This is a genomic window from Flammeovirga sp. MY04 (assembly GCF_001682195.2).
GTDB lineage: Bacteria > Bacteroidota > Bacteroidia > Cytophagales > Flammeovirgaceae > Flammeovirga > Flammeovirga yaeyamensis.
On record NZ_CP003561.2, the window covers coordinates 1,403,419 to 1,418,039 of the forward strand.

Sequence of the window (14,621 nt, forward strand, 5' to 3'; positions counted from 1 at the left end):
ACGGCATTTTTACTTATAGTCAACTTATTTACGCTGTTAACATCATTCACTCAAACTTTTATTCTTATTAGTTTAGTATTAATTGAAATAATATTATATTTAAATTCAATGATGAAATGAAAAACAATTTTTTAAAATTTTCTGTACAACCGCAGAACTAAATCCTAATAAATGTATAGAATAAAACTACTTGCATTCTCTTGTTTATATTTATTTATATTTAGTAATAATTTATATGGACAAGCAAACGACCAATCATTAATTAATTACACCACAAACGAAGGTCTATCTCATTTTGGTTTAACCTCTGTTTTAGAGGATCATAAGGGCTACATTTGGATAGGCAGCTATAATGGTTTAAATAAATTTAATGGCTACGATTTCGAGATCTTTAGAAACTCTGACGATAAAATAGTGATCAGTAATAATAAGGTGAGATCTTTATATCAGGATAAACATCATAATATATGGATTGGCACCGAAGATGGCATTACGATCTATTATTACGATCAGCAAAAGTTCGTCAACTTCCCAAAACATCTGATCTCCAATTCAAAATCTGATCATCCATTTATTATCAATAAGATTTTTGCAATCGATAATCAGATTGTATGTATTTCGGAATATGATGGTTTACTCTTCTTTAATCAGGATACCTATAAAATTGAAAGGGTGCATCCGATAGAAGTTAAGAATAAAACTTATCAATATATTTTTGATGCGATTAATTATAATGATGAATTGATTCTAATGACTACATCAAAAGGTCTTTTGATGTACAATGTGGCGAATGATACACACGAGTATGTTTTTACCGATCGATTTGGTCCTGCAAAAAGTATTACGGTTGATAATGAAAAGAACATTTACGTGGCCTTATATAATGGTATCACTCATCTTCGAATTGTTAAACAAAACGACGATTATAAATTCCATCAGATCAAACGTTTTTTCCAGAACGAAAGATTCTTAAAAGTAGATGCTACTGTTGAAGGGAAACTTTGGTTGGGGTCATTATCTAAAGGTTGTTGGTTGGTAGAAAATCCGATTCTTGTTGAACGCAATACCATGCTAGACGAAAATTCATACAGCAAATACTTCGAAATTGGGCGTGTGAATGCCATCATGGATCTTACTAAAACCAATAAGGTTTGGATTTCCTCTTATAATGAAGGTTTGTTCTTGTATGATAGTCAACCTCGTGCGTTTAGTTACAACGACCTCAATACGGATGAGTTAAGAGGACAACAGTTTAAAAACAAAGTTCTTGAAAGTACATTATGGGATAATGAACATATTTTATGCAGTGTGTATTTAAGAGGTTTGGTGAATTACAATACGACTTCGAATAAGATCGAACCGTTACCAAAAGAGTTTAAAAACAATCCAATGCCGAATGCATGGTCATCGGTGATTAAGGATGATAAAGGTGGGAAGTGGTTAAGATATACAAAAGGTAGAGGAGTTTGGTATTATCAGCCGAAAGAAGAGGTAAGTCATTGGTACCCAATTAAAACCAATAAAGAATCGAAGCTATTAAAAGCAAGGTTAACTCAAATTACCACGGATCACTTCGGATATTATTGGTTAGCAACCAATCAGGGGTTGTATAGAGTTAAGATGGATCAAAAAGGAAATGTATTATCTGATGAAAAATTAGTTGAGGAAGAACACATCCATATTTCTGAGGTGAATCACGTAAAAAGTGTATTGAACGATACCCTTAACCAAAGAATTTTAGTAGGAAATACATTAAGTGGGATGATTAACATCGATAATAGTAAAGATATTCCTTTAAGTGAGATGAAAAAAGTGCAATACTTTACACAATCTTCAAAAGAGAAATATCTTCCTTGCAATCATATCTCGAATATTATCAATTTAGCAGATGGGAACATTGCACTAGGAACAGAAGGTTCTGGTTTACTGATCCTTACAGAGCTAGGTGATCAGAAAGTGGTTTATAAAACCTATTCAGAAAGCGATGGTTTGGACAACAATATCATTAAAAAAGTGGTGGAAGATGACGAACATACTTTGTGGATTACGACAGATAGTGGTTTAAATCGTTTCAATCCGAAAACCAAAACGTTTAAACATTTCACCAAAGAAAATGGAATGCATACGTATGCATTCGAAAACATCGGTTTTAAACAAAAGAATGGAGATATCTTCTTTGCTGGCGGTAATGGTATTTGTGGTTTTGATCCTGAAAAAACAGAGGTTTCCTCTAACCTACCTGAGTTTACTTTTGGCGATTTAGTGATTATCAATAAAACAGTGCATGTAAATGACAGTATCAATGGCAAAGTCATTTTAGATAAGCCGTTGTATCAACAAAAGGAAATCAATTTGGCTTATGATCAGAATATCTTTTCGATTGAGTTATTATCATTACACTATTCGAATCCAAAGAGTTATAAATTAAAATATCGACTTTTACCTCAAGATGATGAATGGATAGAAACATCTTCTAAGTTTAAAAATGCATCATTTAACGGTTTACCTCCGGGATCTTATACGTTGGAAGCGATGGCATCAAATTCAAAAGATAAGTGGACTGAACCGATAAGCCTAGATATTGTCATCTCCCCTCCATATTGGAAAACACCGTTGGCCTACAGCATCTACGTGATGATAATCCTTGTGATTATATTCTTTGTTGGTCGTTTTGTCTTGAACCACACCAAATTGAGACACAAATTAGAACTGGAACAAGTGGAAAGACATCGTGTGGACGAACTGAATAAAACAAAGGAAAAGATGTTTATGAATATCTCTCATGAATTCAGAACACCGATTACTTTAATTACTGGGCCTATCCAAGTACTATTGAAAATGTTCCAATCCAATCAGGATGCCTTTACGCATTTGGACTTGATCAACAGACAATCGAAAAAAATGTTGCAATTGGTCAATCAGGTGCAAGATTTCCATAAAGCAGAACAAAGCATTTTAAAACTAAACAAAGAGAACTTTGATTTTAGTGATCTGATCGTCAATGTCAAAAAAGACTTTGAGCAATTGGCCGAAAAACAGAAAAAGAAACTATTGATACAGGGAGAAGTCAATCAACTTTTCATTACAGCTGATGAGAATAAATTAGAAATCATCCTCAATAACTTATTGAATAACGCTTTCAAGTTTACTAAAAAAGGAGACACAATTTCTATCCGTTATCATTATGATGCTGAGGGATTGAAATTCAAGGTAGAAGATACGGGTATTGGTGTGAAAGCAGAGGACTTACCTTATGTTTTCGATCGATACTATCAAAATGAAAATTCAAACACCTACTCTATTGGTTCTGGTATCGGATTGGCCTTTTCGAAACGATTGGTAGAAATGCACTACGGTAGCATCAAGGTAGATAGTACAGAAGGTGAAGGCACTTGCTTTACAGTCGCTCTTCCTGTAGAAGTAAATGCAAAAGAGGCGATGAACGAATCGAGGATGCAAGATCTTATCGCTCAAGAAGATGATGATGAAAAGCAGAAAATACTTCCTTCGGCACTGGAATTACCGACACATTTGTACGATGAAAGTCTGAAGAGTTTGAATATTTTCTATGTGGAGGACAATGAGGAATTAAGAACCTTCGTGAACAGCATTCTATCGGATTACTTTAATGTCACCACTTTCGTGAATGGTAAGGAATGCTTGGATCAGCTCGAAAAAGAGTGGCCTGATTTGATTATTAGTGATATCTTGATGCCGGAATTGAATGGTCTAGAATTGTGTCAGAAAATAAAATCTGATGTCCGTACCTCTCATATTCCAATCATCTTGCTTACATCAAGGTCTTCTTTAGACGACAAAGTAAAAGGTTTGGAAGTGGGTGCTGATTACTACATCTCTAAGCCATTCGAAATGAAACACTTAATTGCATCCGTTCAAATGTTACTGAAAAACAGAAAGCAATTGAGAGAACGTTTCCAAATCGATTTCCCTGTAGAAGTAGAGAAGAAAAACTCTAATAAAGAAGATGCGATCTTTATCGAGAAATTCTACGAATTGATTGAAGAGAACCTCGAAAATGAAGACATTGATATGAATGTTTTCGCTAAAGGACTTTACCTAAATCGTACGACTTTCTTCCAAAAGGTAAAAGCAATTACCAACTATACTCCTTACGAATTACTTAAGATCTACCGTCTGAAAAAAGCGGCTGAACTTCTCGTACAAGAACAATTGCCGGTGGCTGATGTTTGTGTGAGAACTGGCTTTAAAAATAGAACCCACTTTAGTAGAATGTTTAAGGAATACTATGGGGTGTCGCCGAGCAAGTATAGTAAGAGTTTGGAGCAGACGAGTTGATGGAGTTTGGCTTACATAGTTCGAGGGGTTAAAACCCCTCGATACACAAAAAAAGGCCACTCCACAAGAGCAGCCTTTTCGATTAATTATCAGATATTGGTAGTTATTATTTGATCTATTTCTTTATGAATTTCATTCTCTCAATATCTCCTTTAGAGGTCTTCAACATCAAAATGTACATTCCTGATGGAAGCTGATTTAAAGAGAATGTTGTTTGTGTTTCCTTTTTCTCTAAAGTGATCATCAACTCGCCTTGAGACGAGTAAACTTCAATCCATCCATTATCTAAACTTTTAATAGTCAACTGATCTGAAGCTGGATTTGGATATAAATTCAGAGATGATTCCGAAGGAGGCGTGATACTTGTTGGAGGCAATCCGCCATCAGGTTCTTCTGGATATTCATCATCTGGATAAGGATATTCTGGAGCACCCTCATCTAGATCGTTTTTAAACTGAATATCATCGATATAGAATAAAGCTTTTGTACTTTGGATGTCACGAGATCTTAGCATTAACTGTAATCTATCGCCATCTTCGAGACTTTGATTTGAACTTCCATTTCGTGTAAAAATCTGAGAGACAGTCACCCATTCTTCTTTTGGCAGATCTTTGATATCGACTTTTACAGTTGTTCTTGGATTGGATAAAATCACTTCAATAAAATCCACTTCTGTCTCTTGATCGATCCAAATTTGGAAGCTTACTTCATTTTCCCCAGAAGGTAAATTCATAGATCCATAAGGTGAGAAAATTGAATAGTTTCCTGAGAAATCTCCCTCTTTTTGGAAACGTAAACTAAATTCTCCCTCTGCTACTTTTTCGTTTCTTATTCTCCAAGGGTGATTGGGGCTATTCCACCACTGCACACTTCTTCCTTGAAAATAAAATGGTCCCTCAAAGCCTTTTGCGTTAAAGAAAGATTGTGTTTCCTCCTTTTGCCACACTCTGATATAGTCTACTTTGTATTCTAGAGGTTGTGTAAAATCTGCTTCACTAGGTAGTCCGTACCACCAGAATACTTCCGAAGATAACCACAACTCATGAGGATAATCGTAACGCCATTGATCGTTCTTTTCTAATTCCTCTTTTGTTACTGATCTGAGAAGTTGACCATTAAAATAGGTCTTCATATATTCCTTATCCCACTCGAAACCAAACACATAATAATCCTCAGCCATACGAACACCCATATCGTCTTCTACTTTCCAGTTTTCGTGATCGTCTGCTTTATCGGGATCCCAACTGATTAGGTTGGTTCTGTATTTTCTTTCTAAGGTTTCTGGCTGATTTTGTGGATTTCCTATTGGTCGACGACCGTAGTTTTCGGTCATATCAATTTCTCCGTGGTAACCTGTGGTCCAAAATGCCGAGGTTACAGGACCATCAGCTGCTTTACACCTAATTTCCATGTAACCATATCGAAAAAATGTTTCACTCATTACACTTGCTTGAGTGATAGGTTTGCTGCCGTCAGGACCAGAAGTTGTTCCACCATAATAACATCCATTATTGGTTTCTAAAGCATAATCAAAATCGGGTTCCCAGTTGGAAGTTAGGATGAGTTCTCCGTTTTCGACTCTCACATTATGTCCGGCAAACTGACCAGGAGCCCTGCCCTTCCATTTTGCTCGATATTCATCATTTTCTCCGAGGATCCACCATTTCCCGCGATTAAGATCGTCTCCATTAAACTCGTCGCTTGCCCATTTATTTAAGATCCAACCACCTTCGTTATTGGGATCTGATAGAGGGTTGACTTGTCCAAAAATATAAAATGATATTAGTGATAAAGTGGTGGTAAGTATAATTCTTTTCATTCGTCAGTGTTCTTAGTCCATGCTGATTCATGGAGTTGTTTATCAATTGATTGCCAAAAAAAAGAGGCCACCTCAAAACATATCAAGATTATTCATCATCGGTTTTCACCCATCATAATTGATCAAGAATGTTGAAACAGCCTCTTATATGGTATGCTATTAACTATTTACTTTTTTTGTGGATATCGCCAAAAGTTCTTTCCAGATTTGGCATGTTGAATTTATCCCACTTCATTTCGAAGTTATAGTGTGGTGCATCGAAGAATTCTGGGCGTTTTTCCTCCCAAGTGTACGACCATTCGTTCACATCCTTCTTCATAATACTCACCAGTTTTTTGTTTTTCGCAGAGATATCTTTTGTTTCCCCAATGTCTTTTGTCAGATCAAATAATTGCCATTCTCCGGTACCGTCTGTATATAATTTGAAGTTGTTTCTAACAACACCAGTTCTGTTATTGGCATTAAAATGACGCATAACATAGATGCTTTCGTCTTTTCTTGGATCTGTCTTTTCGATAATGTTTGTCCAAACATCCTTTCCATCAAGAATTTTGCTTTTAGGGATACTTGCTCCTGCTAAACCAGCAAATGTTGGGAAGAAGTCTAAAGTAGAAATATTGTGTGTATACGTTCCTCCTTTTTCTAATTTAGAATTTGGGTAATATACAAACATTGGCACTCTAAAACCGCCTTCGTAAGCATCACCTTTTTTACCTTGTAATGGAGTATTATCGGCTCCTGCTGTCGTTTTACCACCGTTATCACTAATGAAAACGATCATGGTATTTTCTAGTTCTCCATTAGCCTCTAACCTATCAACTATACGCTTTACGTTATAATCGACATTGTATACCATGGCGGTATAAGTCAAACGCTTGCTTCCCTTTTCGGCAGCATTTTTTCCTAGATGCTTTTGCATGTCTTCGATATCACTTTCTTTGGCTTGAAGTGGAGTATGCGGAGCGTTGTAAGATAAATACAAGAAGAATGGCTCATCGTCTTTTGCAGATTCATCAAGGAAATCTAAAGTTGCATCAGTTAGTACATCCGTAAGGAACAATCCTTTTTCTGTTTCCAAGAATGTATCGTTTTTCATCATCGGACGATGGTAATCTTTTGCGTACTGACCAATTTTATATTGAGAAGGATCGTAAGTGGCTGCAGGTAACCAAGAATTTGAATAGTATTCGTGACCTCCACCTAAGAATCCGTAGAAATAATCGAATCCTCTTTCGTTGGGATGGAATTCTCCTTCTTCTCCAAGGTGCCACTTTCCAACAATACCTGTATGGTAACCTGCCTGTTGCATCACATCAGACATAAATGTTTCTCCTTTTGCTACACCAAAACCAGAAAAAGCGGCTAAGTTAAATTGAGCTCCGAATACGTGAGGCATTCTACCTGTAAGTAAACCTGCTCTCGACGGACCACAATAAGGATGCGTTACATAAGCAGATGTAAATACAGTTCCTTCACTTGCTAGTTTATCTAAATTAGGCGTATAAATATCTTTTGCTGAATTAGGCATAAAACCCATATCTGCATACCCTAGATCGTCCAAAACAATCATGATAATGTTTGGTCTAGGTGATTTGTCTTTGTCGTCGGCATGTGCAATATTCCCAAAGAAGAAGAGCACTAAAATTGCCATTAAGCTGTTGGTTAATTTTTTCATTTCTTATCAATACTTATTCTAAAAATTGATACTGCAATCTAGAAATAACCTTTAGAAGTGATGTCGTTTTCCGTCAAAAGAAAGATGGTTTACGTGTCAAAACATCATCTAAAGGTTATTTTAAGCACTATCTCGCCTCTTTAATGTTATTATTCTGCTTAAATGAAATTTCATCTATGTAGAATAACGCTTGCTCCCCTTTGATGTCATCAGCACTCACAGAAATCTGAATTCTATCTCCTCCCTTTAAGGCTAAATCAGATGCCGCTTTTCTTTTGAAAGGAACTGTTACTTCTACCCACTTTCCTTTCTTCACGTTACTTAAGTTAACATTCACAGGTTTGAAAGGGTTCTGCAAGACAAAGGTTAATTTTTTGATGTCCGTCTTCTTGTCTATCCAAATTTTAAAGGTCAACTCATTTTCTCCTTTCGGTAAATCAAGTGATCCAAATGGTGAGAAAATCGACGATTTGTTTTTGATTTTCTTATCCATTTTAAAGCGTAAGGCAAACGTTCCGTCAGAAGCCTTATCGTCTGATAATCTCCAAGGTTCTTTTCCTGGACACCACCAATTTACGCTTCTTCCTTGAAAAAAGAAGGGACCTTCAAAACCCAATGCATCAAAATGTGGACCCGTAATTTCTTTTTGCCAGATTCTAACATAATCTACATAAAACTCCGCTGGTTCAGCCAAGTCTTCTTTGGTTGGTAAACCGTACCAAGAGAATACTTCCGAATTGATCCATAATTCTTGAGGAAACTGATGCATCCATTGGTTTTTCTCTTCTAATTCTGCTCGCGTGACATGTCGAACTAACTTTCCATCAATAAACGTTTTCATGTAGTCTTTGTCCCACTCAAAACCATACACATGGTAATCTTCTGCCAAACGATATTCCATTACATCTTCAGCTTTGTACGTTTTGAACTCAGGATCTTTTTTGGCTTCCCAATTGATCACATTCGTTCTGTATTTACGTTCCAATGCTTCTGGCTTATTTTCTGGATTTCCGATGGGTAGTTTACCAAAGTTTTCGATCATATCGATTTCTGATTTATACCCTGTCGTCCAGAAAGCAGAAGTTACTGGGGAATCGGCTACTTTACAACGAATCTCCATGTATCCATACTGAAAAAATGACTCACTCATTATACAAGCTTGAGTGATAGGATGACTTTTATCGAATTTATCTTTCGTCCCTCCGTAGAACACCCCATTGTTTTTCTCTTTGATGAATTCGAAATCGGGATCCCACTTACTTTGAATAACTAATTCACCTTCTCTAACGTGAACGTTCTCGGCAACGAATTGTCCTGGTGCACGACCTTTCCACTTAGATCTATAATCGCCATTCTCTCCCAAGATCCACCATTTCGATTTATCCAAAGTATTACCATCAAACTCATCACTTAATGTTTCGTTGAAGATCCATTTTTCTTTATTATCAGGATCGGAAACTGGATTTTGAGCGAATAGTGAAGTGGTGGTGAGTGCCATTAGAGAGGCACCCACTGTAAATATATTTTTGATTGTTGATTTCATTTCTTATTGTTCGATCGTATTCTTTTGATTGATATTGATAATTACCTGATTGGAAATTAATTTTCCATCTTTAGTTCGGGCCGTTACTTTTAACTCCGTAGGCTTTTTAGTGGATTGTGCTACCATTAAACACTTACCGTTTACTGTAGCTACCGACTGATTTTTGAAGTTCGTAATCATTCTAGAATCGCCACAGTCAGTACCTAAGAATCGGTGTTTACCTTCTAACTCAAAGATAACCTCATCTTCCGAATATTTTACAGGTTTTCCCTTTTTATCGACCAACTGAGCTACAAAATGTACCACATCTGTATTATTGGCCAACATCGAAGATCTGTCCGGAGTAATCTTGATAGCATACGCCTCTCCAGCTGTTTCTAAGACAGTGGATGTAGATTTACCGTCTTTCTTACCTTTCGCGACAATCTTTCCTTTTTTGTATTTTACTGCCCACTTGTACGTATAATCTTCTTGATCTTTTAAGTATTGCTTGCCTAACGATTTCCCATTTTGGAACAACTCTACTTCCTCACAGTTAGAATATACTTCTACAATTGTTTCGTCTCCTTCTTCATAATTCCAGTGAGGATTTACATCTTGCCATACTCTTGGCGCCAACTCCCAATAGCCTTTTTTCTTCTCTACTACTTTACCATTTTCATCTACTTTATAAATCGATTTTTTGGCTGTTTGAGAATACATAGTGATCACTGGAATATCGTCTCTCCAAAGTGCCTTAAACATATAATAAGAACCTCTTTCGAAACCTGCTAAATCCAATGGACCTTCGTTAGTTACTTTTAGTGGCCATTGATGTTGACGACGTTCGCCCATATAATCTACACCTGTCCACAAGAATAAACCTGGAATAAAATCTCTTTCCTTTACCGCTTTCCATTCGTAGTAACGAGGCACATTTTCCGTACCCATCATGGCTTTGTTAGGGTACGTTTCTTTAAAGTAATCGTATTTGTGTGGCTTGTAACTAAAACCAACCACATCCAATACATCTGTATAACCCGTTTCGAAACTTGATGTAGGTAAAATACAGTTCGCTGTTATGTAACGTGTGGTATCCATCTCTTTTGTCCAATCGGCAAGCATCTTAGCTGTCTCTCCAATATTGAATGTTTGTTCTGGGAAATTCGCCCAAAACGCTCTTACTTCTTCTGGAGTGTGAGGAGGAATTTCTGTTCTCCACAACGTCCAGTCCATTTTATCGTCCTTGTTCGTTTCCTTAAAGATACCTGTTGCCCCTCGGTTACCAGGGTACGTCCACTCAATTTCATTACCAATTGACCATTGGAAAATACTTGGGTGATTTCTACTCGCTCTCATCACGTTTTTCAAATCCGTTTCAGCCCAAACTTGGAAATGTTCAGAGTGACCTCTCGTAATATAATCTACATCCTTATCGTGCATATTGAAACGCTTGTCTTTTGGTAAATCCCACTCATCATAAAACTCGTTTTGTACCAAGAATCCCATCTCATCACAAAGGTCTAAGAATTCGTCTGATGCTGGATTATGTGCCGAACGAATTGCGTTACATCCGCCATCTTTCAATTTTTGTAATCTTCTTCTCCACACATCTTTTGGTACTGCTGTACCCACAAGACCTGCATCGTGGTGAAGACAAACACCTTTAATTTTAATGTTTTTACCGTTCAAGAAAAAGCCTTTGTCTTTATCAAATACCGTGGTTCTGAAGCCAAATGTGGTAAATCTTTCCTCTAAAACTTCATCTCCTCTTTTTACAATAGTTTTCGCTTTGTACAAGTTCGGATCATCCACATCCCAAAGTGCAGGATTTTTCACTTCTAAAGACTGAACAATTTGTCCTTTCGCTTTCGCTGATAATTCAAGCTTAGAGGATGTTGTTTTGACTACCTCATTCTTTACATTCAAAATCTCTGTAATCACTTCGGCAGAAGACGACTCATCATAATCATTTTTGATATCGATTTGAAGCTGAACTGTCGCACTTTCTTTCCCTACTTTTGGTGTCGTTGCAAAAATGCCCCAAACCGGAATATGCATTTTGTCGACCACTAAAATCTCAACATTTCTATAAATACCTGAACCTGTATACCATCTTGAGTCGGCATATCGGCTATGATCTACTCGAACAGAAAATCTATTTTCTTGTCCCTTCGGTGATAAAAGGTGTGATAAATCGTAGTAGATAGGTGCGTATCCATAAGGGTGATTTCCGATCTTCATTCCATTAATCCAGAAGTCGGCATTGTTGTACACCCCATCAAAAATGATGTAACACTTTTGATGATCTTCGATAGGTGTATCAAAAATTTTAGAATACCAACCTATCCCTCCTGGAGAAAATGCTGTACATCCTTCCAAATCTTCAGAAAAATCCAGCTCAATCGACCAGTCATGTGGTAGATCTAATTTTCTCCATTCTTTGGGAGAGTAAGTAGTTAACGCGTATTCAGGTTGATCAGATAATGTGAAATACCAATCATCATTAAAGCTTTGTAAGTTCTTGTTTTGTGCAAGACCCACTAGGCTCAATAAACAGTATAAAATTGGCAAAATGATAATCTTTTTCTTCATTTCAATTTCTTTAAGTTGTATCAAATTGTTTGTTGCGTGAATGCACCCTAAATGCATATTGTAAAATTAGAGCAAACTGTACGGGGCAACGTGACTCTCAGAAAATGAAATGTGACTGATTTTCATTTTTACCTATGTTACTATACGTTCAAACGCAGGTATACAAAATCAGTAAATTGAATTTTATAAAACTCTAGGAATGAATTGATTGATGCAATTTAAAAAATCACCTGCCGATAAAAGTTACTTTAAGCTTACTTGTACATACCTCACCTCCAAAGGTTGCATCACAAAGTTAGCTTTAGATGAAGTTCCATCAATGATGTTTTTGATCACCATTTTCTTTGAAGATTTGATATTGATTTCTTTCTCAGAGTGACCCACATTAACAATAGAAACTATCCCTTGATCTTCCGCTACTTGATGATATCTCCAAATACAACTTTGGTTGGACAATTCGCTTTGTTCTTGTACATCAAATGGCTTTTTGATAGCAACACTTGCTAAAGCGTTCTCCCTTAACTCCTTCAAATCATCTACAAAAACAATCGAAGATCCTTTTAGAGGAGAGAGTTTTCGACCATATTCATCCGTCAGAATACTTTCTTTATCCATTACAATTTTTCCACCTATATCGATGTAACTTTGCAATGCATCTCTTTCTGCTTTCGTTACATTCGGAGTTTTTCGAATAAGAATAACATCCCATTGATTATGATTTTGCTCTTCTAAAATTCCTTTGGTGACAAAACCAATGGGGAAGCCATCGAACAATACACTTTCGTAAGTCGCAAACACGTCATCCATATACGATTTAACGTTAATAGCCGAAGTTTCCGACTGAAAAACTCTGATGGGTTTTCTTTGTTTCTGAAGGGCTGCTATGGATGCTCCGTTGGCATTTAAATCGGCAAAAGTCAATGTAATTTCGTTAAGTACTGAAGGCATCTGAGTGATAGATGCAGCATATCCTTTTGCTTCTTTTCGTAACGATCCATCCAATCCTCTAGGCCAAAACCAAGTTTGTACGGCATTCATTCCTAAAGTGGTCGCCAACCAATAGGTGGCTCTAGCATACTCAGGTTTTAAGTACAAATCTCTAAATCGGATCGTCGAAATAAAATGGCATTCCGAATTGAACATCACTTTCTCTGGGGAAACGGATTTCATAAAATCGTAGCTCATGCACAATTGTCGGAAATCAAAATAGTAACGTGCTTTCCAAGGCTCGGCTTTTTTATTCCACATATCACTATAAGTCGCGCCTGCATCATTTCCAATAATTGAAGTCAGACGAGTCATATATTCTAAATCGATTCCGTGTGTTCTACCATTATTGGTAAACAGATGAGGCATTACTTTTATATGTGTTTTGGCGGTTGGATCATATTGTGTGATTTCATCATTTAAGAACTTAAACCACTCATTTCCTCTAATTTGATTAAATCGACACCAATCGTACCACTGTGCTGTTCCGAGTAATTTCTCATCGATGGGAACTTCAATCGTCACCTCATCAAAAGAAGTGAAATTGCTTCCCCAAACTAAATTTAACTGATCTATATGCTGATGCTTCTCCTTGAGATATTCCTTAAATTTCTGATGCGTAAACGTTGAAACTGCTCCCGTATCCCACTCTCCTTTTTTTGTATGCCAATGTGGTTCGTTCACCAACATATAGCCTAACTGACTGTACTTTTTTCCTTGAATCTGTGGGACTGTATTCTTAAAAAGTAAGTCCAATAATTTCTTTGTTTCTGGGTGATCGATGTCGTAATCAAAATATCTTCTTTTACCAATTGATGTCTCCGGATATTGCTTCGTAAACCACTTTGGTGGATTTTTATGATTGATAAAAACAAAGCCTGCTGTTTTACTTGGCTTATTCTCAATTTCACTAAGCAATTTAGGTTTCAAATCTCCCTTCGAGTCAGTGATGTAAGCCGTCGACATAAACAATCCATCTAACTGTCCGTGATACTCAGTAGTAAATTTATCGGAAGGTTTCCAAGAATAATCGGCTAAGAATACAGGTTGGTTTTTATATAAAATATCGTTCTCTTTTATTTCTAAATTGGACCAATCAATGGCTACCGACTTTTGCTTTTTAATCTCTCCTTTTAATGCTTTTTGCAAGGACAATTGGGCTTCTTCGAGCATTCTCAAAATCTCTTTTTCTTCTCGCATAGGCAGATCAATAGCCACCTGATCTGCAGAATCTCTGTAGGTTTTTACCTTCTTAAATAACTCCGTATTTTTTTTAATGTTCTTTCGATCCCAATCGGCAAATCGATAACATATTTCGGCTGTTCTTAAGGTAGTTTGCTCCTTGTAAACATCAATGCCTTTTTTCTTTGCTTTTTGAATGAGTGTAGACAGTGCTTTCTTCTCTTTCTGAAAGTTTTTCTCAAATGATTGGGCGTGTATGCCTGTAAATAAGAAGGTGATAAAGATAAGTAGTGGTAGTTTTTTTGTCATTTTAGTAAGTTATTTAATAGATCTATTTATTCAAAAATTGGGCTGTATATACCCATAAGATTCCTTCCACAAATTAGACATTGGAGTTCCCCTTAGATTTCCCATGGTTGAAACCATGGGCTGGGGATAATCTTTATCAAAAAGACTGAAGTCTTATTGATTTTTCTCAAAATAATTAGATAGCTATCAATACTTTGAGTTTATCTCTAGCCCAC

6 protein-coding genes are annotated in these 14,621 nt (G+C 36.5%); 1 reads left to right on the plus strand and 5 read right to left on the minus strand.

Annotation, left to right across the window (positions count from 1 at the left end; translation table 11 throughout):
• The first annotated feature begins 171 nt into the window (after positions 1 to 171).
• Complete coding sequence (locus tag MY04_RS25350; protein WP_066215610.1) at positions 172 to 4,317, plus strand: hybrid sensor histidine kinase/response regulator transcription factor; 4,146 nt, start codon at positions 172 to 174, stop codon at positions 4,315 to 4,317.
• A 115-nt stretch (positions 4,318 to 4,432) separates the two neighbouring features.
• Here the strand turns inward: MY04_RS25350 and MY04_RS25355 are convergent, their stop codons facing one another.
• The 5 genes from MY04_RS25355 to MY04_RS25375 all read right to left on the minus strand — a co-directional run bounded on the left by MY04_RS25355 (position 4,433) and on the right by MY04_RS25375 (position 14,406).
• Positions 4,433 to 6,136 (minus strand): T9SS type A sorting domain-containing protein, encoded by a 1,704-nt coding sequence (locus MY04_RS25355; protein WP_066215612.1) that lies wholly within the window; start codon positions 6,134 to 6,136, stop codon positions 4,433 to 4,435.
• Positions 6,137 to 6,299: 163 nt separating this feature from the next.
• The gene (locus tag MY04_RS25360) at positions 6,300 to 7,811 is read right to left on the minus strand and encodes a sulfatase family protein (protein ID WP_066215614.1); all 1,512 of its coding nucleotides are present in this window, start codon (positions 7,809 to 7,811) and stop codon (positions 6,300 to 6,302) included.
• A 127-nt stretch (positions 7,812 to 7,938) separates the two neighbouring features.
• Complete coding sequence (locus MY04_RS25365; protein ID WP_066215616.1) at positions 7,939 to 9,354, minus strand: family 16 glycosylhydrolase; 1,416 nt, start codon at positions 9,352 to 9,354, stop codon at positions 7,939 to 7,941.
• A 3-nt stretch (positions 9,355 to 9,357) separates the two neighbouring features.
• On the minus strand, positions 9,358 to 11,928 hold the full coding sequence (locus MY04_RS25370; RefSeq protein WP_066215617.1) for a glycoside hydrolase family 2 TIM barrel-domain containing protein: 2,571 nt from the start codon (positions 11,926 to 11,928) through the stop codon (positions 9,358 to 9,360).
• 243 nt (positions 11,929 to 12,171) lie between these two features.
• Positions 12,172 to 14,406 (minus strand): beta-galactosidase, encoded by a 2,235-nt coding sequence (locus tag MY04_RS25375; RefSeq protein WP_066215618.1) that lies wholly within the window; start codon positions 14,404 to 14,406, stop codon positions 12,172 to 12,174.
• Between the last annotated feature and the right edge of the window lie 215 nt (positions 14,407 to 14,621).